The 25,132-nt window shown below is 70.5% G+C and carries 21 protein-coding genes; 7 read left to right on the forward strand and 14 right to left on the reverse strand.

The window, feature by feature from the left end; genetic code table 11:
- Window positions 1-322: 322 nt before the first annotated feature.
- Window positions 323-754: an SHOCT domain-containing protein gene (locus ISO16_RS13990; RefSeq protein ID WP_072636448.1), complete on the reverse strand. Its 432-nt coding sequence runs from the start codon at window positions 752-754 to the stop codon at window positions 323-325.
- A gap of 525 nt (window positions 755-1,279) precedes the next feature.
- Window positions 1,280-3,343, reverse strand: a complete 2,064-nt coding sequence (locus tag ISO16_RS13995) for a phage holin family protein (protein WP_072636392.1) — start codon at window positions 3,341-3,343, stop codon at window positions 1,280-1,282.
- Window positions 3,344-3,378: 35 nt separating this feature from the next.
- Between ISO16_RS13995 and ISO16_RS14000 the strand changes: the two genes are divergently transcribed.
- On the forward strand, window positions 3,379-4,200 hold the full coding sequence (locus ISO16_RS14000) for an MBL fold metallo-hydrolase (RefSeq protein ID WP_006945056.1): 822 nt from the start codon (window positions 3,379-3,381) through the stop codon (window positions 4,198-4,200).
- 16 nt (window positions 4,201-4,216) lie between these two features.
- On the opposite strand, the gene ISO16_RS14005 is transcribed toward ISO16_RS14000, so the two are convergent.
- The 4 genes from ISO16_RS14005 to ISO16_RS14020 form a co-directional block, all read right to left on the reverse strand.
- A complete protein-coding gene (locus ISO16_RS14005; protein ID WP_075288577.1) occupies window positions 4,217-5,227 on the reverse strand; it encodes a dihydroorotate dehydrogenase-like protein in 1,011 nt (336 codons plus the stop codon).
- The gene (nifJ, locus tag ISO16_RS14010; protein WP_072636394.1) at window positions 5,227-8,799 is read right to left on the reverse strand and encodes a pyruvate:ferredoxin (flavodoxin) oxidoreductase; all 3,573 of its coding nucleotides are present in this window, start codon (window positions 8,797-8,799) and stop codon (window positions 5,227-5,229) included. The genes ISO16_RS14005 and nifJ overlap by 1 nt, the downstream gene beginning before the upstream one ends.
- Window positions 8,796-10,472, reverse strand: coding sequence for an NAD(P)-binding protein (locus tag ISO16_RS14015; protein ID WP_072636395.1), 1,677 nt, complete (start codon window positions 10,470-10,472; stop codon window positions 8,796-8,798). The genes nifJ and ISO16_RS14015 overlap by 4 nt, the downstream gene beginning before the upstream one ends.
- A 128-nt stretch (window positions 10,473-10,600) precedes the next feature.
- Window positions 10,601-11,095 carry an ArsI/CadI family heavy metal resistance metalloenzyme gene (locus ISO16_RS14020; protein WP_029546394.1) on the reverse strand — a complete coding sequence of 165 codons (495 nt, stop codon included), beginning with the start codon at window positions 11,093-11,095 and terminating at the stop codon, window positions 10,601-10,603.
- A gap of 91 nt (window positions 11,096-11,186) precedes the next feature.
- Here ISO16_RS14020 and ISO16_RS14025 point away from each other — a divergent pair, with 91 nt between their 5' ends.
- Complete coding sequence (locus ISO16_RS14025; RefSeq protein WP_006935749.1) at window positions 11,187-11,546, forward strand: Rv2640c family ArsR-like transcriptional regulator; 360 nt, start codon at window positions 11,187-11,189, stop codon at window positions 11,544-11,546.
- Between the two features lie 69 nt (window positions 11,547-11,615).
- On the opposite strand, the gene ISO16_RS14030 is transcribed toward ISO16_RS14025, so the two are convergent.
- The 5 genes from ISO16_RS14030 to ISO16_RS14050 all read right to left on the reverse strand — a co-directional run bounded on the left by ISO16_RS14030 (window position 11,616) and on the right by ISO16_RS14050 (window position 16,320).
- Window positions 11,616-12,491 (reverse strand): amidohydrolase family protein, encoded by an 876-nt coding sequence (locus ISO16_RS14030; RefSeq protein ID WP_029546395.1) that lies wholly within the window; start codon window positions 12,489-12,491, stop codon window positions 11,616-11,618.
- Between the two features lie 83 nt (window positions 12,492-12,574).
- Window positions 12,575-13,330, reverse strand: a complete 756-nt coding sequence (locus tag ISO16_RS14035; RefSeq protein WP_072636396.1) for an iron ABC transporter ATP-binding protein — start codon at window positions 13,328-13,330, stop codon at window positions 12,575-12,577.
- Window positions 13,327-14,313 (reverse strand): iron chelate uptake ABC transporter family permease subunit, encoded by a 987-nt coding sequence (locus ISO16_RS14040; protein WP_230304351.1) that lies wholly within the window; start codon window positions 14,311-14,313, stop codon window positions 13,327-13,329. Before ISO16_RS14040 ends, ISO16_RS14035 begins: the two co-directional genes overlap by 4 nt.
- Complete coding sequence (locus ISO16_RS14045; RefSeq protein WP_006935724.1) at window positions 14,310-15,338, reverse strand: ABC transporter permease; 1,029 nt, start codon at window positions 15,336-15,338, stop codon at window positions 14,310-14,312. The genes ISO16_RS14040 and ISO16_RS14045 overlap by 4 nt, the downstream gene beginning before the upstream one ends.
- Window positions 15,339-15,351: 13 nt before the next feature.
- Window positions 15,352-16,320 (reverse strand): siderophore ABC transporter substrate-binding protein, encoded by a 969-nt coding sequence (locus ISO16_RS14050; RefSeq protein WP_072636398.1) that lies wholly within the window; start codon window positions 16,318-16,320, stop codon window positions 15,352-15,354.
- Window positions 16,321-16,489: 169 nt separating this feature from the next.
- On the opposite strand from ISO16_RS14050, the gene ISO16_RS14055 reads away from it, so the two are divergent.
- On the forward strand, window positions 16,490-17,494 hold the full coding sequence (locus ISO16_RS14055) for an acrylyl-CoA reductase family protein (RefSeq protein WP_006935722.1): 1,005 nt from the start codon (window positions 16,490-16,492) through the stop codon (window positions 17,492-17,494).
- Window positions 17,495-17,501: 7 nt separating this feature from the next.
- On the opposite strand, the gene ISO16_RS14060 is transcribed toward ISO16_RS14055, so the two are convergent.
- Window positions 17,502-18,116, reverse strand: a complete 615-nt coding sequence (locus ISO16_RS14060; protein ID WP_072636449.1) for a ribonuclease H family protein — start codon at window positions 18,114-18,116, stop codon at window positions 17,502-17,504.
- 179 nt (window positions 18,117-18,295) lie between these two features.
- On the opposite strand from ISO16_RS14060, the gene ISO16_RS14065 reads away from it, so the two are divergent.
- From ISO16_RS14065 to ISO16_RS14080, 4 genes are all read left to right on the forward strand, one after another.
- The gene (locus tag ISO16_RS14065; RefSeq protein ID WP_072636399.1) at window positions 18,296-19,234 is read left to right on the forward strand and encodes a DNA-3-methyladenine glycosylase family protein; all 939 of its coding nucleotides are present in this window, start codon (window positions 18,296-18,298) and stop codon (window positions 19,232-19,234) included.
- Between the two features lie 365 nt (window positions 19,235-19,599).
- Window positions 19,600-20,793 (forward strand): cysteine desulfurase family protein, encoded by a 1,194-nt coding sequence (locus ISO16_RS14070; RefSeq protein ID WP_072636450.1) that lies wholly within the window; start codon window positions 19,600-19,602, stop codon window positions 20,791-20,793.
- A gap of 90 nt (window positions 20,794-20,883) precedes the next feature.
- Window positions 20,884-21,546 carry a class I SAM-dependent methyltransferase gene (locus tag ISO16_RS14075; protein ID WP_230304352.1) on the forward strand — a complete coding sequence of 221 codons (663 nt, stop codon included), beginning with the start codon at window positions 20,884-20,886 and terminating at the stop codon, window positions 21,544-21,546.
- Window positions 21,547-21,883: 337 nt separating this feature from the next.
- Complete coding sequence (locus ISO16_RS14080; RefSeq protein ID WP_006939806.1) at window positions 21,884-22,348, forward strand: MarR family winged helix-turn-helix transcriptional regulator; 465 nt, start codon at window positions 21,884-21,886, stop codon at window positions 22,346-22,348.
- A gap of 36 nt (window positions 22,349-22,384) precedes the next feature.
- Here the strand turns inward: ISO16_RS14080 and ISO16_RS14085 are convergent, their stop codons facing one another.
- Both ISO16_RS14085 and ISO16_RS14090 read right to left on the reverse strand, forming a co-directional pair.
- Window positions 22,385-23,536 carry an acyl-CoA dehydrogenase family protein gene (locus ISO16_RS14085; protein WP_006939807.1) on the reverse strand — a complete coding sequence of 384 codons (1,152 nt, stop codon included), beginning with the start codon at window positions 23,534-23,536 and terminating at the stop codon, window positions 22,385-22,387.
- Window positions 23,537-23,613: 77 nt separating this feature from the next.
- Window positions 23,614-25,131: an acyl-CoA synthetase gene (locus tag ISO16_RS14090; protein ID WP_072636400.1), complete on the reverse strand. Its 1,518-nt coding sequence runs from the start codon at window positions 25,129-25,131 to the stop codon at window positions 23,614-23,616.
- Window position 25,132 lies beyond the last annotated feature (1 nt).

The following is a 25,132-nucleotide window of genomic DNA, read 5'->3' on the forward strand; positions in this document are numbered from 1 at the left end:
GATGCTCGGCCCACCGGTGCAGCCCTTACAGCCCCGCTCCTGCCGCCGCCGTCACCGTCCATACCGCCAGGGCCGCGACGACGGCGGTGGCGGCACTGTCCGCCCCGCTCCGCGGAGGGGCGACCGGAGTGCCGGTCACATCGACCCATTCGATCCGGTCGTACCGGCGCATCAAAGGACTGCGGCTCCACGGGGCCCGACGCCACAGGCGAACGGTCCGGGACGGTCCGGTCTCCATCACCTTCACCCCGCACGTCTACTTCGGCCCGAGGTCACGGCCGGCGCAGGCGGTCCCCGCACCGGCACCTCGTGCAGTCGCTCGTCAGCGACGGGGCATGCTGTCGCGCCCGGTGGTGCCCTGCCCGGCGGTATTCTGCCCCACCGCCTTGGCCTTGAGCTGCGCGAACTCCGCGGGGGTGATCGCACCCGAGTCGAGCAGGGCCTTCGCGTCGGCGATCTGCCCGGCCGGAGATCTGCCGGCCGTCACCTGCCGGATGTACTCGTCGGTGGTCTGCCTGGCCGCGAGCTGCGCCTGCCCGGCCCGGATGGCCATCCCCTGGCCGCGCACCACGAGGTAGATCAAGGCGCTGAAGAACGGGACCACGATCAGCACCACCACCCAGAAGGCCTTGGCCACGCCGGAGACGGTGTGGTCCCGGAACAGATCGATCAGGATCTGGAACAGCACGATCAGATACGCCGCGAACACGAACACGACGATCGTGTACCACAGGAAATCCCAGAACGACTCCATGATGTGCACCTCCTCGACCGGACCTCCTCGACCGCCACAGCGGCGTCGACGCCGCTGCTACGGCACCGCACACTGCCCGGACTCGACCGGATCGAGCAGGCGCCGCCGGGCGAATCGTTCGACCAGCTCGGGGCAGGTCCGGCACCGGAACCCCCGCAAGTCCTCGACGCCGGCGCCACGACCGCCTCCACTCGATGCAGGTGGGGACGGCCGTCGAACTCGGCGACGAGCCGCTCCACCGCTCCGCGGTGAGGGGAACCGCACCCGCCTCGGTCATGCTCGTCTCGAATCACGCAGTCCCGGTGTGCTCCGCCGGATAGGACTGCCTCGAGTGTATGTCCGGCCACTGCCCCGGCACCCGGGAACGAGATGACGGTGATCATCCGGTCGGTGACCAGCGCAATCCGCTTCCCATCGGGTGAGGTGTTCGACCCCGACCTCGAGGTCCTCCCACGCCGCGCCGAGATCCCTCGGCCTCGAAGCGGTCGGCCGGCTCCACCTCTCCTCGGCCGGTCTGTCCCGCGGTCAGCCCCGGGATGCCGGGCGTCCCGGGTCATCCGCACCGGTCGTCGCGTCCTGCTTCGTCACCGCTGGGCGCGGTCCCGTCGAAAAATCCCGCCAGCCGACGAGCACCGTGTGCACGGTTTCGGCGCCGTGCAGCGGTTCGGGCGGGGCGGGCAGATCGGCGGGGTAGACGAGAAACGGAGTGCTCTGCGGTCCGCCCATGCCGCCGTGCGAGCCGACCTGCTCCTCGAACGCCGCGACCTCGTCGGTGTCGGGCCAGTACGTGCCGCCGACCATGATGTCGGCAACGTTGTCGAAGGTGTCGGTGCGACGCACCTTCGCCAGCGCGTCGGGGCCCATCACCGCCAGCGGGTTCCGGCCGGTGACCTTCCCCGTGGTCACGTCGACCTCGCCGTGGGGCCCGAGCACCACGGACCCCCCGGGAGCGGCCACGAGCAGGAAGCCGATCCCGGGATGCTCGCGCAGCCCGGTGAGCAGACCAGGGTGGGCGGCCTCGATGGCGTCGACGTCGGCGCGTCCGGGCAGGTGCGGGAAGTAGACCAGGCCGAGGTTGCCCGAGCCGAGCACGATCGGCTCACCCGCGCAGGCGTGCGCCTCCTCGGCGGCGGCCGGCGAGTGCACGCTGGCCGCGGCGTAGGCGCGCCCCTCCGACCCGGGCTGGGCAGAGACGTCGGATTCGCGCTCGTACCAGTGGCGCTTCGCCGGTTCGCGCCGGGTGGCCAGCCGGATGACCAACTGCCCCAAGGTTTCCCCGTAGCGTTGCAGAAAGGTCGCGCCCTGACTCTGCCCGTGGTCGGACAGCACGACGACGCGGTAGGGCCGATCGGCCTGCGCCACCACGGCGAGCAGCATCTCGACGACGTCGTCGAGTTTGGTCAGCACCGCGAGGGTCTCGGGCCGGGAGATGCCGGAGTGGTGCGACACCTCGTCGTAGCCGATCAGGTCGACGTAGACGACGCTGCGCCCCTTGATCAGATCGCCCACCACCGCCGCGACGGCGACATCGGTGGCGAGCACGGTCGCGAACGCCCGCACGAACGGATAGAGCCCGCCCCGCGGCACCCGCGGCTGGATGTCCTTCCGCTTCTGCCGCAGCGACTGGCGTAGTTCCCGTTGCAGTTCCGCGAGCATCCGGATGAACGTGCGCAGCGCGCTCGCCGGGTCGGCGAAGTAGTCGCTGTAGCCGGCACCGCCGCCGAGGCGGGCACCGCGCATCCGGCTGACGACGAGCACGTTGTCGTGCGCGCCGCCGGTGAACAGGTTGCCCCGGCTCGTACCGTCGTGCGCCAGCAGGCCGGGGATGTGGGTGCGTTCGAGTTCGCGTTGCTCGTTGTCGACCGGGTTGCTGAACACAGAGACGTGCTCGGTGGTCTTGTCGTACCAGCGGAACGCCGGCACGTTGTGGTTGGAGCCGTGCAGCACGCCCAGCTGGGTCGCACCCGTCTGACTGCTCCAGTCGGTGTGCCACGGCATCAGCCGGTGGGTCTCGCGCACCAACTTCGCCAGCGCGGGGGTCACACCGTCGGCGATCGCGCGACGCAGCACGTCGTAGCCGAGGCCGTCGATCTGGATGCACAACAGCCCCGGGGACGCGTCCACGAGTGCGGTGTTGCGACGCAACCGGAACCGCTGTCGGCGCACCTGCATCAGCCGGTACGCGGTATCGGAACGGGACGCGATGGCGCCCGAGACGACGGAGGTGAACAGCGAGAGCAGCGCCGCGAGGTAGAACGCATCCCGGCGCTGGTCCACCGACGCGACCGGTACCAGGTAGAGCGTCAACAGCATGATCACACCGCCCGCCACGAACACCCCGACGAACAGCAGCACCGGACCGATCCACGACATCAACCGCATCATCACCGGCCACAGCGCCGCGTTCAGGAGGCCGAACACCAACGCGAGCACCAGCGCGGCCGGCAGCGTCGGTAGCGGAGTGAAGCCCGACGGGTCCAGGGTGATGCCGTCGAGGATGCGGTCGAGCACCATGAGCGCGAGCGCCGACGACCCCCACAGCACCAGGAACTCGACGAGCACCCGCACCATGCCGCCCACCGTGCGCATCGCGGCCCCTTCCCTCGTCTGGAATCGTAAGGGTCGTGAGCACGCCACCGGGTCCGGATGCCGCCACATCCGGTGTGCGCTGGCTCGGACATGCCAGCGCGCTGATCATGGACCGCGGGACGGTCGTCCTGACCGATCCGGTGCTGACCGACCGCGTCGCGCATCTGCGCCGCCGCCGGGGGCCCACCCCGATCGGGCCGCACGTGCGCAACCCGGACGCCGTCCTGCTCTCACACCTGCACGCCGACCACACCCACCTGCCGTCGCTGCGGCTGCTCGACCCGGACGTTCCGATCGTGGCCCCGTGGCGGGCGATCGACGGCCTGCCCGCGCTGCGCCGATTCGCCGACCGCCTGGTGCCGCTGCGGCCCGGCGACGAGACACGGATCGGCACGCTCACCGTCCGCGCCGTGCCCGCCCGACACGACGGGCGGCGCTGGCGACGCGGCCCGGAACTCGCCCCGGCGATCGGGTACGTCGTCGAGGGGGACCGGCGGACCTACTTCGCCGGCGACACCGACCTGTACCCGGACCTCGCCGACCACGTCGGCCCGGTGGACCTCGCGTTGCTACCCGTCGGGGGCTGGGGTCCGACCCTCGGCAACGGCCACCTCGACCCGTCCCGGGCCGCGGTCGTCGCGCGCCTGGTGGCAGCGGGCCTGGCGGTGCCGATCCACTACGGCACGCTGTGGCCGATCGGCCTCGACGCCGTACGCCCCCGGTTGTTCTTCGGTCCGGGCGCCGAATTCGTCCACCACGCCCAGCGGGCGGGGATCGTCGCGGTGGAATTGCCCCCGGGTGGCGCACTCGGCGCACCGGGCGCCGGCCCCGGTTCGCCGGGACCACACCGCGTATGAACTCGGCCACCTCGGCTCACAGGATGCCGTAGGCGCGGTGGTCGGCCTCGCGGAGCGCGCTCACGTAGTCGCCCCGTCCGCGGCCGGTCCCGTCCGCGCCGGGCGGCACGGCGAGCATCCCCCGGAACTCGTCGACGCTGCGATACCCCTTGCGGCGCATCCACTCGCGCACGCCGTCGAGCAGGACAGCGGCGTAGTCGGGACCGTGGCGCAGCAACGCCGAGGCGGACTGCACGACGTCCGCGCCGGCGAGCAGGTACTTGATCACGTCGGTGGCGTCCTCGACGCCGGTGGTCGCGGCCAGGTCGGCACGCACCCGTCCACGCAGCAACGCGATCCAGGTCTGCGGCAGCCGGGTTTCCGCAGCGGTCGAGAGGGTCACGGCAGGCACCACGGTGAGGGTTTCGGGATCGATGTCGGGCTGCAGGAACCGGTTGAACAGCACCAGCCCGTCGGCCCCGGCCTCGTCGAGGCGAAGCGCCATCTCGGCGATCGAACTGAACTGGGGGCTCACCTTGACCGCCACCGGCACGGTGACGGCGTCCGCGACCCGGGCCAGGACGTCGAGGTGCCGTTGTTCGACGTCCCGGCCGCTGATGTGCGGATCACCGGGCAGGTAGTAGATGTTCAGCTCGATCGCGGCCGCACCGGCGTCCTGCATCGACCGGGCGTAGCCCGCCCACCCGCCCGGGGTGACGCCGTTCAGGCTGCCGATCACCGGGACGGCGACTGCCTGCGCGGCGCGTTCGAGCAGACTCAGGTAGCGGCGCGGTCCGTGGTCCTCGACGGCTTCCTCCGGAAAGTACGACAGGGACTCGGCGTAGCTCTGCGAACCGTGCTCGGTCAGTGCCGCATTGCGCTCCGCTTCGCGCAGCAGCTGCTCTTCGAACAGCGAATAGAGCACCACCGCACCGACGCCTGCCCCGGCGAGCCGTCGGACACCGTCGACCGTGCGGGACAGCGGGGATGCCGCCGCCACCAGTGGGTTCGGCAGGGCCAGGCCCAGATACCGCGTCGACAGGTCCATCAGCGGTCCTTGCGGGCGTCGGCGGTGAAGTGGTGCGACCCTTGCGACGCCATGTCCTCGTACCGGTCCCAGCGCTGAGCGATCGCCTCCTCGGAGAGGCCGAGGAGCCGGTCGTATTCCGCCGGATCGGTGTTGGCGAGCGCGCGGTACCGCAGTTCGCGGCTGCGGTAGTCCTCGAGCGGAATCCTCGGCCGGTGCGAATCGAGCAGGAACGGATTCTGCCCGGCCGCCCGCAACACCGGGTCGTAGCGGATCAGCGGCCAGTGCCCGCTGGCCACCGCGCGGTACTGCTGGTCCATCCCGTGACGCATGTCGATGCCGTGCGCGATGCACTGACTGTAGGCGATCACGAGCGAGGGTCCCTCGTAGGCTTCGGCTTCCCGCATCGCCTGCAACGTGTGTTGCGGATCGGCGCCCATCGCGACCCGGGCGACGTAGACGTTGCCGTAGGCGATGGCCTGCAACGCGAGATCCTTCATCGGGACCGTCTTGCCGCCGGCGGCGAACTTCGCGACCGCCCCGAGCGGGGTGGCCTTGGACATCTGCCCCCCGGTGTTGGAATACACCTCGGTGTCGAGGACGAGGACGTTGACGTTGCGGCCGCTGGCCAGGACGTGGTCGAGGCCCCCGGCACCGATGTCGTAGGCCCAGCCGTCGCCGCCGACGATCCACACGCTGCGCCGCACCAGGTGGTCGAGCACACTGCGCAGGTCGGCGGTTACGGCGGGATCCAGCTCTGCGAGCAGGGTTTCGAGTTCGGCCACCCGCTCCCGCTGGGCGCGCAGCTCGGACTCGCGCAGTTGCGGCGCCGTCAGGATGTCGTCGACGAGGTCGGCACCGATCGCCTCGCGCAGTTCGGTCAGGCGCCGCCGGGCGAGCCGGGTGTGCTCGTCGGCGGCCAGCCGGAACCCCAGCCCGAATTCGGCGTTGTCCTCGAACAGGGAATTGGACCAGGCGGGGCCGCGTCCGTCCGCGTTGGTCGTCCAGGGGGTGGTGGGCAGATTGCCGCCGTAGATCGACGAGCAGCCCGTGGCGTTCGCGATCATCAACCGGTCGCCGAACAGCTGGGAGAGCAGCTTGAGGTACGGGGTCTCCCCGCAGCCCGCGCAGGCGCCGGGAAACTCGAACAGCGGCTCGAGGAACTGCGTTCCGCGGACGGTGCCGAAGTCCACCCGGGCCCGGTCGGCCGTCGGCAGCGTCTCGAAGAAGGTGATGTTCTCGCGTTCGGGGGCCACCCGCGGTTCGCGGGGGGCGAGGTTGATGGCCTTGGTCACCGTCGCGCCGGGGGCCACGGCAGGACAGGCCTCGACGCACAGCCCGCATCCGGTGCAGTCCTCGGCGTAGACCTGCAGGGTGTACCGGGCATCCGGCAGGCCCACAGCGCCCAATGCCGCCGAGCCGAACTGCTCCGGGGCACCGTCCAAGTGGGACTTGTCGTAGAACTTGGTACGGATCACGCTGTGCGGACAGACGAAACTGCAGTTTCCGCACTGGATGCAGGTGTCCGGGTCCCACACCGCGACCAGTTCCGAAATGTTGCGCTTCTCGTAGGCGGTGGTGCCGCTCGGGTAGGTGCCGTCCACGGGAAACGCGCTGACCGGCAAGGCGTCCCCGCGCCCGGCCATCATCTCCGCGGTGACGGTGCGGACGAACTCGGGCGCGTACTCGGGCACGATCGGCGCCGGCACCCGCGTGGTGGTCACCCGGTCGGGCACATCGATCCGGTGCAGCTCTTCCAATGCCCGGTCCACCGCGGCCAGTTCGCGCCGCAGCACGTCGGCTCCGCGGTTGCCGTAGGTCTTCTCCACCGACTTCTTGATCCGGGCGACGGCCTGCTCGCGCGGCAGCACATCCGAGATAGCGAAGAAGCAGGTCTGCAGCACGACATTGATCCGCCCGGCGAGCCCGACCTCACGAGCGATCCGGCCCGCGTCGACCGCATACAGCGTGATCCGTTTGTCGAGGATCTGTTCCTGGACCCGGCGGGGCAGCGCGTCCCAGACCTCGCCCGGCCGGTGTCTGCAGTTCAGCAGGAGGGTCGCTCCCGGCGCGGCCGGCCCCAGGACGTCGATCTTGTCGAGGAATCGGAACTGATGGCAGCCGACGAGGTCCGCGCGGCTCACCAGATACGGTGCGCGGATGGGCCGCGGCCCGAAGCGCAGGTGCGAGACGGTCTGCGAGCCGGACTTCTTCGAGTCGTAGACGAAGTAGCCCTGCGCGTGCAGGTGCTCCTCGTCGCCGAGGATCTTGATGGTGTTCTTGTTGGCCCCGACCGTGCCGTCCGATCCCAGGCCGTAGAAGATCGCCCGCACGGTGTCGGGGGATTCGATGTCGAAGGACGGGTCGTAGGTGATGCTGGTGCCGGACACGTCGTCGTCGATGCCGACGGTGAACCGGCGCCGGGGCCGCTCGCGGGCGAGCTCGGTGAAGACGCCGGCGACCATGCCGGGCGTGAATTCCTTCGACGACAGGCCGTAACGTCCGCCGCAGACCCGGGGCATGACGGCCCGCTCACCGTCGGCATGTGCCTCGGTGAGGGCCGCGACGACGTCGAGATACAGCGGCTCGCCGAGCGAACCCGGTTCCTTGGTGCGGTCCAGCACGCCGATCGTGCGCACCGTCGCCGGCAGCGCCGCCGACAGCGCCTCGGCGGGGAAGGGCCGATACAGCCGCACCTGCACCACCCCGACCCGCTCACCGCGGGCGGTGAGCGCGGCAGCGGTTTCGGCCGCGGTGTGCGCCCCGGACCCCATCAGCACCAGCACCCGTTCCGCCTCGGGGTGCCCGGTGTAGTCGACGATGCGCATGTCGCGGCCGGTGCGCTCCCCCAACCGCGTCATCAACTCGTCCACCACCGCCGGAACCCGGGCGTAGAACGGGTTGACCGTCTCACGCGCCTGGAAGTAGGTGTCCGGGTTCTGCGCGGTGCCCCGGATGAACGGCCGCTCCGGCGACAACGCGCGTCCGCGGTGCTCGCGGATCAGCTCCTCGGGCACCAGGGCCCGCAGGTCGTCGTCGGCCAGCGTCTCGATGGTGTTGAGCTCGTGCGAGGTGCGGAAGCCGTCGAAGAAGTGCACGAAGGGCACCCGCGTCCGCAGGGTGGCGGCCTGCGCCACCAGCGCCAGATCGTGCGCCTCCTGCACCGAGGCCGAGGCGAGCAACGCGAACCCGGTCTGGCGCACCGCCATCACGTCCGAATGGTCACCGAAGATCGACAGTCCCTGCGCGGCCAGGGACCGGGCGGCGACGTGCATGACCGCCGAGGTCAGCTCGCCGGCGATCTTGTACATGTTCGGGATCATCAGCAGCAGCCCCTGCGACGCGGTGAACGTCGTCGCCAGTGCCCCGCCCTGCAGCGCGCCGTGCAGCGCGCCCGCCGCGCCGCCCTCGCTCTGCATCTCCACCACACTCGGCACGGTGCCCCACACGTTCGGCCGGTGCCGGCTGGACCATTCGTCGGCCAGCTCGGCCATCGCCGACGACGGGGTGATCGGATAGATGCAGCACACTTCGTTGAGCCGGTAGGCAACCGACACGGCCGCCTCGTTACCGTCCACCGTGGCACGCGTCATGTCGGCTCCGGAAACATCTCGATGGCGTGGACCGGGCACTGCTCGAAGCACTCTGCGCAGCCGGTGCACTTGTCGTAGTCGTACCGGTAGCCGTGGCCGGCACCCAGCTTGACGATCGCGTCCTCCGGGCACGCGCCGAGACAGCCGTCGCACTCGAAGCAGTTGCCGCACGACAGGCACCGGCCCGCCTCGAACGTCGCCGCCTCGGCCGACACCCCGCCGACCACCTCGTCGAACCCGGAAACGCGTTGGTCAACAGGCAGTTCGGGCTGCACCCGCCGATCCGCGTCGGCGAAGTACCACAGGTGCAGCTGGTCGAACGTCGCGATCGGATGCTTGGCAGGCCGCTCGTCGGGCACTCGGCGCAACCAGGCGTCGATGTGGTGTGCCGCCTTCTTCCCGTGCCCCACCCCTACCGTCACGGTGCGCTCGCCGGGCACCATGTCGCCGCCCGCGAACACCCCGGGGCAACCGGTCATCAGCGACCCGTCCACCCGCACGCTGCCGTCGCGCTCGAACTCGACTCCGGGCAGCGTGCGCATGAACGCCGACTCGGTCTCCTGGCCGATCGCCATGATCAGGGTGTCCGCGGCCAGGGTCTCGAAACGTCCGGTCGGCCGCGGACGACCGGACTCGTCGAGTTCCATGACCTCGACCTGCAGTTCGGGACCGTCGAAGGCGGTGACCGTGCGCAGCCAGTTGATCCGTACGCCTTCGCGTTCGGCGTCCTCGGCTTCCTCCTCGTGGGCGGACATCTGCTCGCGGGTGCGGCGATAGACGATGACCGCGTCCTCGGCCCCGAGCCGGCGGGCCACCCGGGCCGCGTCCATCGCCGTGTTGCCGCCGCCGTAGACGGCAACGTGCCGCCCGACGGCCGGGGGTTCCCCGGCGGCGACACCGCGCAGGAACGACACCGCGTCGATCATCGTGCCCGCGTCGCAGGCCGGGATATCGACCCGTTTGGCCAGATGCGCGCCGACCGCGACGAAGACCGCGTCGAAACCACCCTCGGCGCGTTCCGCCGCGAGGTCCTCGACCCGGTGGTTGCAGGTCAGCTCCACGCCCAGCGCCGCGACCCGCTCCAGTTCCGCCTCGAGCACGTCGCGCGGAAGCCGGTAGTTCGGGATGCCGTAGCGCATCATCCCGCCGGGCTCGGAGCCGGCGTCGCGGATCTCGACGTCGTGGCCGCGGCGGGCGAGGTGACAGGCAGCGGACAGCCCGCTCGGTCCGGCACCGATCACCAGTACCCGCTTGCCGCTGCGGGCGGGCGGCGGTTCGAACATCCAGCCCTGCTCGCGCGCCCGGTCGCCGAGAAACCGCTCCACCGAATGGATGGACACGGCGCTGTCCAGAGTGGCGCGGTTGCAGACGGATTCGCAGGGGTGGTAGCACACCCGGCCGTGGATGGCGGCGAACGGATTGTCGGCGACCAACTGCCGCCAGGCCTGCTCGTAGCGGCCGGCCTTCGCGTGCGCCAGCCAGGCCTGGATGTTCTCCCCGGCGGGGCAGCGGGCGTTGCACGGCGGCAACAGGTCCACATACACGGGCCGACGCCGGCGCACCGGCCCCGCGCGGGGACGGCCGTGCACCAGATCCGGCAGCGGTGTGAGCTCCTCCGACGGCCGGGCCGGACGCCCGCCCGTCGCCCCGCCACTGCGCTCGTCGGCAGTCATCCCCTCACGATAGGGCTCCGGCCGGGTGTCCGGCACCGGATTGCGGCGGCACGGACGTGCCGACGACCCGTCTCCGACGGATCGGGCCCGCTACGGACGTGCGTCCGTAGCGGGCCCGTGGGTGTCGCTCAGCAGCACGTCGTCGCGGCGGGCGCCTTCTCGGTGCCGGTCGCCGGTTCCTGCTCGGCGGCGGTGCCGCAGCAGACTCCCTCCGAGTTCTCGCCCTGGTCGAGCAGCTTCGGGCTCGTGCCGAAGGTGTCGCTATCGGCGAGGACGGTGTAGACCTCCCACTTCTCCCCCGCCGGGCCGGTGACCCACACCTTGTCCTGGGTGGCGAAGCAGCACGTGGTGCCGATCTCCTCGTCGGTGAACAGTCCTTCGTCCGTGAGGCGGGCGATTTCGGAGTGCACCTTTTCGCTCGACTCCACCTCCACCCCGAGGTGGTTGATCGAGCCGCCCTTGCCCGCGTTCTCGATCAGGACGAGCTTCAGCGGCGGCTCGGCGATCGCGAAGTTCGCGTAGCCGGGCTTCACCTTCGCCGGCTCGGTGCCGAACAGCTTCGAGTAGAACGTCACGGCCTCCTGCAGATCGTCGACGTTGAGGGCGAGCTGAACGCGGGACATGATGACCTCCACCTGTGAGACATACATCGAATTAGTACGCCCACTGTCACCCCCTTTTTGACATATGTCAAGAGGGGTGGATGATGGGGACATGCCCAAGGCGCTCCCGGTCATCGACGTCTCCGCCCCCATCTGCTGCGCGCCGGTCTCGGCCGCACCGATGAGCGAGGCAGCCGCCCTCGAGGTGGCGCTGCGGCTCAAGGCGCTCGCCGACCCGACCCGGATCCAGCTGATGTCGATCCTGCTCACCACGCGGGAGGACGACGTCTGCACGTGCGACCTGGCGTCGGCCGTGGGCCTGACGGAGTCGACCGTCAGCCACCACCTCGGCCAGCTGCGCAAGGCCGGGATGGTGCAGTCCACGCGCCGCGGCATGAACGTCCACCATCGCGCCTGCAACGAGGCTCTGCAGGCACTGCGTCTCGTCCTCGACCCCAACTGCTGCACGTGAGAGGGGCCGAATGTCACATGGGTTCGATCACATCGAACCCATGTGACATTCGGCCACACAGCCCCCGGCTCACACCGCGCCGAACAAGACCTGTGCGTTGTCCCAGCACACCGCGCGGACCCATTCGCTGCCGAGACCGAGCCGTTCGACCGCCTCGAGCTGATGGACGTACGGGTACGGGATGTTCGGGAAGTCGCTGCCGAACAGCACCTTCGACCCCAGTGCCTGCAGCCGCGGCAGCTCGTCCTCCGGGAACGGCATCGACTCCTGCGTGAAGTCGGTGAACGCCATGGTGGTGTCCAGGTGCACCCGCGGGTACTTCTCCGCCAGATCGAGGAACTGGCGGTACTCCGGCATGCCCATGTGCGCGACGATCAGCGCCAGCCGCGGGAACCGTTCCAGCAGCGCGGCGATCGGTCCGGGCCCGGTGTGCGTCCCCGGAGCCGGTCCCGATCCGCAGTGGATCACGATCGGCACGCCGGCATCCTCGAGCAGTCCCCACACCGGGTCGAGCAGCGGGTCGTTGGGGTCGTAGTCGCCGACCTGGATGTGCGACTTGAACACCCGTGCCCCGTGCTCGAGTGCCGCGGCCACGTAGCCGGCGGCGTCGGGCTCGGGATAGAACGTCGCGGTGTGCAGGCAATCGGGGGTGCGGGCCGCGAAGTCCACCGCCCACGCGTTCAGCCACGCGGCCATCGCGGGCTTGTGCGGATAGAGCATCGCCGTGAACCGGCGGACCCTGAAACCCCGCAGCCGCTCGACGCGCTCCTCCTCGGCGTGCCGGTAGGTGATGGGCCACGCCCGGCCCACCAGCGGCCCGGCGGAGTCGAAGTAGCTCCACACCTTGTCCATCACGTTCGACGGCATGAAGTGGGTGTGCACGTCGATCAGGCCGCTGAGGCCGTGCCGGGCCCGGAAGTCGGCCACCTGCTGCGCTTCGTCCATCACCCGAAGGTAGCGACCCCGTCGCCGGTGCGTCTTTTGGGCTGCCCCAGCCGCCCGAAGGACACACCGGCGCCGGAGGCGCCTCAGAAGTACACAGCGATGCGACGGCCGTCGATCTCGTGCACGGCGATGTCCATGTCGTACACCTTGCGCAGCACCTCGGGCTGCAGGATCTCGTCGACGTCGCCGTCCGCGACGACGGCGCCGTCGCGCATCGCGACGATGCGATCCGAGTGGCACGACGCGAAGTTGATGTCGTGGATCACCAGGATCACGGTCTTGCCCATCTCGTGGGCCATGCGTCGCAGCAGCTGCATCATGTGTTGCGAGTGCTTCATGTCCAGGTTGTTGAGCGGTTCGTCGAGCAGCACGTAGTCGGTGTCCTGCGCGAGCACCATCGCGACGAACGCGCGCTGCCGCTGTCCGCCGGAGAGCTGGTCGAGGAAGCGGTGCTCGAACCCGCCCAGGCCGGTGTACTCGAGGGCGCGGTCGACCGCGTCGTGGCAGGCCGCCGAGAGCCGGCCCTTCGAATGCGGGAAGCGCCCGAACTCGACGAGTTCGCGCACCGACAACCGCACCGCCGTGGTGTTGTCCTGGCGCAGCACCGACAGTTTCTTCGCCAGCGCGTCCGAGGGGGTGGCCCGCAGGTCGAGCCCGTCGATGCTGACCGATCCGGCGTCGGTGTCGAGCAGCCGCGCGACGATGGTCAGCAGTGTCGACTTGCCGGCGCCGTTGGCACCGATGATCGACGTGAGGCCGCCGCGCGGGACGTCGAGGTCGACGGGCCCGAGCACGGTGGTGCCGGCGTAGTTCTTGGCGAGGTCCCGAACGGTGATCACAGGCGCGCACCCCTCACGAGCAGGGAGATGAAGTAGATGCCGCCGACGAAGTTGACGACGACGATGAGGCTCGAGTTGTAGTCGAGCAGCCGGGCGAGGACGAACTGCCCGCCGACCAGGGCGACGATCGCGACGAGCGTCGCGGCGGGCACCGTCCAGCGGTGCCGGAACGTGCCGACGAGTTCCCGGGCCAGGTTGGCCACCAGCAGCCCGAGGAACGTGATGGGCCCGACGAGCGCTGTGGACACCGAGACCAGCACCGCGACGACGATCAGCGCGCGGGTGACGACGCGCCGGTGGTCGACGCCGAGGCCGATCGCGTGCTCGCGGCCCAGTGCGACGACGTCGAGCTGACACAGCAGCGGCACCGAGAACGCCGTCGCCGCGACGACGAGCAGGGCCGACACGGCGAGCAGGTCGACCTGCACGTTGTTGAAGCTGGCGAACAGCACGTCCTGCAGGGTCATGAAGTCGTTGGGGTCGATCAGCCGCGACACCAGCGACGACAGCCCACCGAACAGTGCGCCGAGCACGATGCCGACGAGCACCAGCACGTACAGGTCGCGGGATCCGCGGTCGAAGAGCCATCGGAACAGCACGAGCGCGAAGCCGACCATGGCGAGCACCTCGACCCCGAACTTCAGGCGCGGATCCAGTGTCGCGAGGGCGCTCGCGCCGAACAGGAACACCACGAGGGTCTGCAGCAGCATGAACAGGCTGTCGAAACCCATCACGCCCGGGGTGAGGATGCGGTTGTTGGTGACGGTCTGGAAGATCACCGCGGCGAAGGCGGTGGCGTAGCCGACGAGCACAATCGACAGCACCTGCCGGCCGCGGATCTTCATGGCGAAGTCCCACGAGCCGGTGACGAAGAGGAACAGGTAGGCGCACACCGCCAGTGCGGCGACGACGGCGAGCACGACGAGCACACGGGCAGGGTTCCGGCGACTCGTCACGGCGGGTGCGGCGACGGCCGGGCTCATCGCGCACCTCGCCGGGTACGCAGGATCAGCGCGATGAACACGACGGCGCCGACGACGCTCGCGACGGTGCCGACCGGGATCTCGTACGGGTAGCGGAGGACGCGGCCGACGACGTCGCACGCGAGCACGAATCCGGCGCCGGCGAGCGCGGTGATCGGCAGGACGCGGCGCAGGTTGTCGCCGAGCGCCAGGGTGACGAGGTTGGGCACGACGAGACCGAGGAACGGGATGGCGCCGACGACGACGGTGACGACGGCGGTGGTGACGGCAACGACGACCATCCCGATGTTGATCACCAGCTGGTACGGGACGCCGAGGTTCTTCGCGAAGCCCTCGCCGAGGCCGGCCACGGTGAAGCGGTCGGCGTACAGATAGGCGACGGCCATGACGGCGACGACGACCCAGATGATCTCGTAGCGGCCGCGCAGGATGCCGGAGAAGTCACCGCTGGTCCAGGTGTTCAGGGCCTGCATCAGTTCGAGCCGGTAGGCGAAGAACGTGGTGACGGCCATGACGACGCCGCCGAACATGAGGCCGACGAGCGGCACGACGATCATGTCGGTGAACCGGACGCGGCGCAGGAGCCGCAGGAACAGGAAGGTGCCGACGAGGGAGAAGGCGACGGCGACGAGCATCTTGCCGAGCACGGACTGTCCCCCGAGGAACAGGGTGGCGACGAGGATGCCGAGCAGGGCCCATTCGACGGTGCCGGCGGTGTCCGGCGCCACGAACCGGTTGCGGGTCAGGTGCTGCATGATCAGGCCGGACACGCTCAGGGCGGCGCCGGCGAGCAGGATCGCGATCAGGCGGGGCACGCGCGAGACGAAGAACACCTCGAGGGTCGCGGTGTCGCCGCGCAGCAGGTCGGCGGGGGTGACGTCGGCGACGCCGACGAACAGGGACGCGAAGGCGGCGACGGCGAGCAGCGCCGCGCCGATCAGGACGGGACGCAGACGCGCGGCGGGGCCGGCGGCCGCACGCGGGGTGCGGTCGCCGGCCCTGCCGGTCGTTACCGGGGAGCTCACGGGCGGGAGGCGGTCATGCCGCCGCGGCCTTGCCGACGGCCTGCCCGACGACGTCGATCTGCGACTGGACGGAGCTCAGCGCGCTCGGCGCCATGTACCAGGTGTACAGGTCGAGGTAGGTGATCCGGCCTTCCTTCGCGGCGGTGGTGCCGCCGACGAGCGGGTTGTCGAGGACTCGGGACGCGTTGGGTCCGGTGGTGTCGCCGAGGGGTGCCTCGCGGTCCTGGACGAACATCAGGTCGGGGTCGGCCTGGGCGATGTACTCGAAGGACACGGCGTCACCGTGGGCGACGTCGTCGGCGAAGGTCTCCGACACGGGCTTGACGCCGAGGTCGTGGATGATCCCGTACCGGGAGCCGGGTCCGTACGCGGTGACCTCGGCGGCCTCGACGCGCATGATGAGTCCCCGCAGGTTCGCCTGTGCGGCGGCAGCGGACACCGCGTCGAACGACGCCTCGATGCCGGCGAACTTCTCCTCGAACGCGCCCTCGGCGCCGAAGATGGTGGCGAGGTTGCGGTTCTGCTTCGCGACGCTGACGAGGAAGTCCTTGGCGTCGACGGAGAGGTCGACGGTCGGGGCGATCTCGCTGAGCGCGTCGTAGCTGGTGGCCGACCGGGCGGCGACGATGATGAGGTCGGGCTCGAGGGCGTTGACGGCCTCGAAGTCGGGCTCGAACAGCGAGCCGACCTTGGCGACGTCGTCGCCCCGGTAACGCGCGAACGATTCGGGCCAATTCGTGAGCGCGGGGACGCCGACGGCGTCGGGCAGGTCGAGGTCGATCATGGACTGCAGCACGCTCTGGTCGAAGACCACGACCCGTTCGGGATCGACGGGCACCTCGGTATCGCCCTGGGCGTGACTGATGACGACGGTCTCGCCGGTCTCCGCCGCGGTGCCGGAGGAGGTGTCGGAGGAGCAGGCGGAAAGCCCGAGCGAGGCGGCCGCGACTAACGCGACGGCGGCGGACAACCGGATACGCATGGGCAATCTCCTTGAAAATTGAACTTCCGAGGTAGACGGAGCCACCCGCGCAGCCCTACCCACCACTTCGAACTCAGCCAAGCGTTGCCTAACTTAGCATGCCTTTACTTACCGTTGGCAAGGGTCGTGTCGCCCCACGGACGAGCGCGCCGCCACTACGGTCGGACCCATGACCTCCACCACGTTCTCCGCCTGGGTCGCGCGCGAGCACGACGACGCGATCGACTTCGCCCCCGAGACCGTCGACGAGACGATGCTGCCCGACGACGGCATCACCGTCCGCGTCCTGCATTCGAGCATCAACTACAAGGACGCCCTCGCCGTCGTCCCGCGCGGCGGCGTGGTCCGCAACTACCCGATCATTCCCGGCATCGACCTTGCCGGTGAGGTCGTCACCTCCGATCACCCCGACTTCGCGCCCGGGGACCGGGTCCTTGCGCACGGCTACGAGATCGGCACCGGCCGCCACGGCGGCTACGCCGAGTACGCCCGCGTCCCCGCCGACCAGCTCGTCCGGCTCGGCGAGCTCTCCACAGCCGACGCCGCCGCCATCGGCACCGCCGGATTCACCGCGGCGCTGAGCGTGCAGGCCCTGCTGCGGCACGGCCTGACCCCGGACGACGGGCCCGTCGTCGTCACCGGCGCCTCCGGCGGCGTGGGCACCGTCAGCGTCGACCTGCTCGCCGCCGCCGGATTCGAGGTGGTCGCCTCGACCGGCAAGCCGGAAGCCCACGACCTGCTCACCGAACTGGGCGCCGCCTCGGTGATCGGGCGGCTGCCCGAGGACCCCGACGCGAAGCCGCGACCGCTCGGCAAGGCGATCTGGGCCGGGGCCGTGGATTGCGTCGGCGGCGCCACACTCGCCCACGTCCTCAGCACCGTCCAGTGGGGCGGCGCGGTCGCCGCCAGCGGACTCACCGGTGGCGCCGCCCTGCAGACCACGGTGATGCCCTTCATCCTGCGCAGCGTCGCCCTGCTGGGCATCGACTCGGTGCAGCTGCCCATCGGTCCGCGCCGGGCGCTGTGGGAGCGCCTCGCGGGCGACCTGCGGCCCCGGCACCTGGCCGACATCACCCGCCATATCCCCGCGCGAGAGCTGGTGCCCGCGCTCGACCTCGTGCGGGCCGGCAAGTTCACCGGGCGCGCGGTGATCGAGGTTGCCGGCGGATTCTGAGGGCTCGTCAGAAGAGGGTGAGCTCGACCTCCTCGACCACCTTCACCGTCCGGCGCACCGCCTTCTTCGCCCGCGCAGGCGCGGCGGTCGGCTCGGGCCGCGCATCCGCGGCGGTCGGCTCGGGCCGCGCACGCGCGGCGGTCGGCTCGGGCCCGGCCGGTTCGGAGACGGGCGCGTTCGGGGCGGGCGGGGCCGCCGCCTGCGCGCGCGCCGCCTCGCCCGCGAGGGTGTCGGCGAGTTCGTTGAAGTGGTTGCCGACGTGTCCGCGCACCCACCGGAACCGCACCGGCCCGGACCGGTCGGCGAGGACGCGGTCGATGGCCTGGACCAGATCGAGGTTCTTCACCGGCGCGCCGGTCGCCGTCTTCCAGCCCTTGCGCTTCCAGCCCGGCAACCATTCCGAGGCGCACTTGATGGCGTACTGCGAGTCGGATTCGATGATCATCGGTTCCGGACCGGGATGGGCCTTCAGCGCCTCGAGCAGCGCCCGCAGCTCGGCGATTTGATTGGTGCCCGAGTGCTCCCCGCCCGAGCGGCTCGGTCCCTCGTGATTGACCCACGCCCATCCGATGGCGCCGCCCGGATTGCGAAGGCAGGAACCGTCGGTGCTCACGATGATCATGTGCCAGACCATATCCCGTGGCAGGGGCGACGTCGCGCCCGAGGCGCCGACGCGCCGCGGCTGCGCAGAAATCGCGGCACCCATCGGCGTGTCGGCGCGAGAAGCGCACGCTCGGCGGGTCGCCGCCTTCGATCCGCACCTCGTCGCACGGTCACCTCGTCGCACAGTACGGTGGACCGGTGCCCGCCCCCGCTCCACCCAGCACCGGCGCGCTCGTCGTCCGCGCCGAGCTGCCCCGGCCGGTGGACGTCGCGCTGACGTTGCAACCCCTGCAGCGCGGGCCCTACGACCCTTGCCATCGCCGCGACGGGCAGGCCGTGTGGCGCACGTCCCGGTTGGCGTCGGGGCCGGTCACCTACCGGCTCGTGCAGGACGGTCCGCGCGGCGTGCGCTGCCACGCGTGGGGTGCCGGGGCCGAGGAACTGTCGGCACACCTTCCCACCCTTCTCGGTGCCGAGGACGACCCGACCGGGTTCCGGCCCGAGTATCCGAGCCTGGCCGAGGCCCATCGCCGCCTGCCGGCCCTGCGGATCCCGCGCACCGGCCGCGTGCTCGAGGCCCTGGTCCCGGCGATCCTCGAGCAGCGGGTGCACAGCGTCGCCGCGTTCGCGTCGTGGCGGCGGCTCGTCACGTGGTTCGGCGACGTCGCGCCCGGTCCGGCACCGGAGGGGATGCGGGTGCCACCGGCCGCCGAGACGTGGCGCCGCGTCCCGTCGTGGGAGTTCCACCGCGCCAACGTCGACCCCGGCCGGGCCCGGACCGTCGTGAGCTGCGCCCGGCTGGCCGACCGCCTCGAGCGGCTCGTCGACCTCGCGCCCGCCGAGGCGCAGCGGAAGCTGCGCTCGATCCCGGGCGTGGGCGTATGGACCGCCGCCGAGGTCGCCCAGCGCGCCTTCGGCGACGCGGACGCGCTGTCGGTGGGCGACTACCACCTCGCGACGATCGTCGGCTGGTCGCTGCTGGGCGCACCACTCGACGACGCCGGCATGGTGAAGTATCTGGAACCGCTTCGGCCGCACCGTTATCGAGCTGTGCGGCTGATCATGGCGACCGGCGGGGCGGGGCGGGTCCCGCGACGGGGACCCCGCACGCCGATCACCGATCACCGCGGGCACTGAGGCGCGTCGAACAAAGACCTGGCCACCCGGCTGGGTACGACGCCACATGCGTTGGACGGTGACGTTCCCGATTCCTCGAGCACCGGATCGCCGGCCTCGGGGACATGCCGCGGTCCAGTGGACCGCAGTCGGTGGCCGACGCTCAGTGGTGAGCCACTCGCTCCAGACCACACCGAAGGACACGACGCACGGGTCGACGCGGGCGATGGCCGGTCGCAGTCGACGGGTCTCGCGGATCCGGCTGCAGGAGTCCGATCCCGCATCTCGGTCGGTCGCCACGAACGGGTGGACAATGATCGACGAGGAAGTCCGGTCCGGACGCCTCTATGAAGACCTCTCCCGACGCCGAGGGGACGAGCAGCAGCATGACTGTGGAGCACCCGGGTCTGCCCGCACGACCCGTCTATCTGGACTACAACGCGACCACACCCGTGGATCCCCGAGTCGTCGAGGCCCTGCTACCGGCACTCCGGGAGAACTTCGGCAATCCCTCGAGCGACCACGCATTCGGCGCCGCCCCCAAGGCGGCACTGCGACTGGCACGCGAACAGGTCGCCGCGTTCGTGGGTTGTTCCCCACAGGAAATTGTCTTCACGGGCAGCGGCTCGGAGGCGGACGCCCTCGCCGTCCGGGGCGTCGTCCTGGCCGCGATGACCGCCGGCCAAGACGAAGCGCACGTGATCACGCAGGTCACCGAGCACCCCGCGGTCCTCGCCGCGTGCCGGGCGCTGCACGATCTCCACGGTGTGGAGATCACGTACCTTCCTGTCGACGGCCACGGAATCCTCGACCCCACCGACGTCGAGGCGGCGATCACTTCTCGGACTGTCCTGGTCACGGTCATGCACGCGAACAACGAGACCGGCACGCTCCAGCCGGTCCGGGAGATCGCAGACGTGACCAGGCGGCACGGAGTCCTCCTGCACTCCGACGCCGCCCAGAGCGCCGGGAAGATCGCCCTCGATGTCGGGGCCTTCGGCGTCGACCTGCTCACCGTCGTCGGACACAAGATGTACGCCCCGAAAGGCATTGCGGCCCTGTATGTTCGCGAGGGAGTGTCGATGGTGCCGCTCATCGGCGGTGGGGGGCAAGAACGCGGTGCGCGGGCCGGGACGGAGAACGTCGCGTTCGCCATGGCGCTCGGGATCGCCGCCGAGCTGGCCGCCACGGCATTGGTCGAGAGCGAGCCGTACCGGCTCGCGGTGCTGCGCGACCGCCTCGTCGCAATGCTGTCCGAGTCCCTGCCAGGCCGGGTTCATCTGCACGGTCATCCGAGCCGGCGCCTGCCCAACACCGCCAACCTGCGCATCGACGGCGCCGAGGGGCCCGCGGTCCTCGCCGCGGCACCGGACATCGCCGCGTCCACTGGGTCGGCCTGTCATTCCGGGACTCACGAACCCTCCCCCGTCCTGCGGGCGATGGGCATCGAGCACGACGCCGCGCTTGGCGCCATCCGGCTCTCCCTGGGCCGCTGGACGCGGGAGACGGACGTGGTGGTCGCTGCCGAAGCCATCTCCCGTGCATGCGCCACCGTGCGAAGAACCTCCGGAGGAGAGTGAACCGGTGAAGGAGGGTGGATCAGTGCTGCTCGCGGACGGTCGCCGCGCTGAGGTTCCGCGCCGGTCGCCGCCGCCTGGACCCGAGCCGCGATGGACGAACTGACTGCCGCCCGGGCCCGGGGGTACGACCGGTGGTTCGACACGTCCTGGGGCGCTCATGCGTGGGCTGTGGAGCGGGCCGCGGTCGACGAGGCACTATCCGATCCCGCCGACCTGACGGTGGTCGAAGTCGGCTGCGGCACCGGCAGGCTCGTCCACCACCTGGCCGGTCGGGGGGCCAGAGTGCTCGGCGTGGACCTGTCGGCCGGGATGCTCACGGTAGCGGCCGACCGTGCCGCCGGTCGACTCCTACGCGCCGACGCCTGCCGCCTGCCTCTGCCGGACGACATCGCGGACGCCGCCGTCACGATCGCGACGCTCGAGTTCACCGACCCCGCAGCGGTCCTGGCCGAGTTGGCGCGCATCACCCGTCTGGGCGGCCGCATCGTCGTGCTCACGCTCAACCCGACCAGCCCCTGGGGTCTGCTCGACAAACCCACCCACCGCGCACCGTTCTCGAGTGGCACCTACCTCACCCCGGGTGAGTTGCGGCGCCTCGGCCGCCGCCATGGGCGGGCAACCGTGCAGGGCCGGCTGTTCACCGCCGCGCACCCCTGGTTCCTACACCACTTCGAGCCCCTCGCAGCACTGCTGGGCCGCATCGTCCCACGTCTGGGCGCCGTCCAGGTCCTCATCGTCGACAGGCCGAGGTGAGCCCCGCGCACCCGCCCACGGTGGCATCAGCGTCGGCCGTGCCCCACCACGCCCGGCCCATCCGGCCGGCCCGCACCGCCGAAAGAGCACGACACGAACGTCACCCACTACCCCGCCACCGGCATGACCTGCACGCATTGCGCCCCTGCGGCATGCAGATACGAGCCCACACCAACGCCGGGACGGTCGACATGCTGTGGGCGTCCGCCCGACCGGGGCGCGAGAGTACGGACCGGTGCCGGAGTCGTCGGCCCGGTACGGCTGGAGCCGCGCTGCCGCGGCACCGACGGCTGACGCGACCGTCGGATTTCCGACCGTCGAACCGTACCCTGGTGGCATGTCCGACCCAGACATTTCGACCGCGCCCACGAGGCTCGAGCGGCTCCCGAGCTGGCTGCTGACCCAATCCGCCCGCCACGTGCACCGGGTGGTGGTCGACCGGCTCGGCCAGGCCGACGCCCGCGGCTACCACTACCGCGCGCTCGCGGCACTCGAGGAGTACGGCTCGCTGTGTCAGACGGATCTCGGCCGTCGCGCGGGGATGGACCGCAGCGACATCGTCGCCACCGTCAACGAGCTGGCCGACCGGCGGCTCGTCGACCGCAGCCCCGATCCCACCGATCGGCGCCGCAACATCATCAGCGTCACCCGCCGCGGGCGGCAGCACCTGCGCACCCTCGATGACGTACTCGTCGCGGCGCAGGACGAGGCGTTCGCGCCGCTCGACCCGACCGAGCGCGACCAGCTCGCCGTCCTGCTCGCGAAGGTGCTGGCCCACCACACCCGGCAGGCCGGCAGGTGAAGGGTTCCTCGCGGGAACCCTCCACCCGGGGCGGGCTCAGAGGGAGCGGGCGATGATCTGCTTCATCACCTCGTTGGCGCCTGCGTAGATCCGCTGCACGCGGGCGTCCTCGTACATCCGCGCGATCAGGTACTCGCGCATGTAGCCGTAGCCGCCGTGCAGCTGCACGCAGCGGTCGATCACCTCGCACTGCCTGTCGGTCAGCCAGTACTTGACCATCGCGGCGTCCGCGTCGTCGAGCTCGCCCTTCAGGTGCTGCTCGATGCAGTGATCCAGGAATACCTGGCACGTCCGGGCGATGGTCCGGCACTCCGCCAGCTCGAACGCGGTGTTCTGGAACTCGAACAGGCTGTGCCCGAACGCCTGCCGCTCCTTCGTGTAGCGGACGGTCTCCTCGACCGCGCGCTCCATCGCGCCGGCGGCCTGCGCGCCGATGATCAGCCGCTCCTGCACCAGCTGCGCCATCAGCTGTGCGAAGCCCTGCCCCTCGCTCCCGCCGAGCAGGTTCGCCACCGGCACCCGCACGTCGGTGAACGACAGCTCGGAGGTGTCAGCGCCGTGCTGGCCGACCTTGTCCAGCACCCGCCCGACCGCGAAGCCGGGGCAGTCGCGCAGGTCGACGATGAGCAGGGACACGCCCTTGGCACCGGCCTTGGGGTCGGTCTTGACGGCGAGCACGATGACGTCCGCCGACGAGCCGTTGGTGATGAAGGTCTTCGAGCCGTTGACCACGTACGTGTCGCCGTCGCGGATCGCGGTGGTCTTGATGGCCTTGAGGTCCGAGCCGGCGCCCGGCTCGGTCATGCCGATCGCGCCGAGGATCTCACCGGTGGCCATGCCGGGCAACCAGGTCCGCTTCTGCTCCTCGCTGCCATACTCGAGGATGTAGTGGGCGACGATGCCGCTGTGCACCGAGATGCCCAGTGCGAGGTCACCCGAGTAGCCCTGCGCCTCGAAGACGGCCAGATCGTGGGCGAAGGTGCCGCCACCGCCGCCGTACTCCTCCGGCACCGAGCACAGCAGCAGCCCGAGCTTGCCTGCGGCGAGCCACACGTCGCGATCGATGCGCCGCTGCGCGTCCCACTTCTCGGCGCGGGCCATCACCTCGCGCTCGAAGAAGTCACGGGCGAGTTCGGAGACCGCCTGTACCTCGTCGTCGTGCCAGGACGGCACGTGCTTCTTGACCATCGGTGTCCTTCAGCCTTCCGTCGCGTGTGACCGAATGTCACACCGCTCCACTTCGATCGAACTCATGTGACATTCGGTCACGTGGTGCGCAGCTCGCGCTTGAGCAGCTTGCCACTCTGGTTGCGCGGCAACGTGTCCACGAACCGGACGAGCTTCGGCACCTTGAACGGCGCGAGCCGCTGCTTGACGTGGTCGATCAGCTCGCGCTCGTCGACATCCGCGCCGTCGCGCAGCACGACGACGGCGGTGACGGCCTCGATCCACTTCTCGTCGGGCGTGCCGATGACCGCCACCTCGGCGACGGCCTCGTGGGTGTAGAGCGCGTCCTCCACCTCCCGGGAGGCGACGAGGATGCCGCCGGTGTTGATGACGTCCTTGATGCGGTCGACGACGGTGATGTAGCCCTCGGGGTCGCGCGTGACGAGGTCGCCGGAGTGGAACCAGCCGTCGCGGAACGCTTCCGCGGTGGCCTCCGGGTTGTCCCAGTAGCCCAGGCACAGCTGCGGCGACCGGTACAGCACCTCGCCGGACTCACCGTCGGGCACGTCGTTGCCGTCGGCGTCGACGACGCGGGTCTCGACGAACAGCACCGCCTTCCCGCACGACGACGGCCGGTCCTCGTGCTCCTCCGGGCGCAGAACCGTTGCCAGCGGACCGATCTCGGATTGGCCGAAGCAGTTGTAGAACCCCAGGCCGGGGTAGCGCCCGCGGAGCCGGTTCAGCACGGTGACGGGCATGATCGACGCGCCGTACTGGGCCTTGCGCAACGACGACAGATCGCGGGTCTCGAGGTCGGGGTGGTTCGCCAGCGGCACCCACACCGTGGGGGCGAGGAACAGCGAGCCGATGCGCTCGGACTCGACGAGCCGGAGGATCTCCGGGATGTCGGGGGCGGGCAGCAGCGTGATCGTGGCGCCGACGGCCAGGTACGGCATCATGAACACGTGCATGCCGGCCGAGTGGTAGAGCGGCATGCAGACCAGCGGGTTGTCGTCCGCAGTCAGGTCCAGCGCGACGATCGACGAGGTGTACTCGTGCACCAGCGCCCGGTGGGGCATCATGGCGCCCTTGGGCTTCGACGTGGTGCCGGAGGTGTAGAGCAACTGCACGAGGTCGGCGTCGGAGACGGTCACGTCGAGTTCCGGAACCTCGCCCGCGCACGCGGCGGTGAGCAGCGAGTCGTCGGCGTCGCGTAGCGGCAGGACGTGTTCGGCCGGGACGTCGGCGAGCACCTGCTCGAGGTTGCCGGCCAGGGCGGGGTCGACGAGGACGGCACGCGCTCCGGACTGACCGAGCAGGTAGCTCAGCTCCTCGCCGCGCAGCGCGTAGTTGATCGGCACGTGTACCAGGCCGGCCCGGGCGACGGCGAGGTACCCGACGACGTAGGCGTCGGAGTTGGTGCCGTACGCGGCGACGCGATCGCCCTGGTCCAGGCCCAGCGCGCGCAGCCGCGCGGCCGCCCGGGTAACCGCGTCGTCGAGTTCACGGTAGGTGAGGGTGCGGTCGCCGAACCGCAGGGCGGTGCGGTGGGGGAAGCGGGCGGCGCTGCGGTGCAGCACGCCGTCGACGGTGTTCGCGCGCGGGTCTGAGCTCATG

This window comes from Rhodococcus sp. M8 (assembly GCF_015654185.1).
GTDB classification, from domain to species: Bacteria; Actinomycetota; Actinomycetes; order Mycobacteriales; family Mycobacteriaceae; genus Rhodococcus; species Rhodococcus aetherivorans.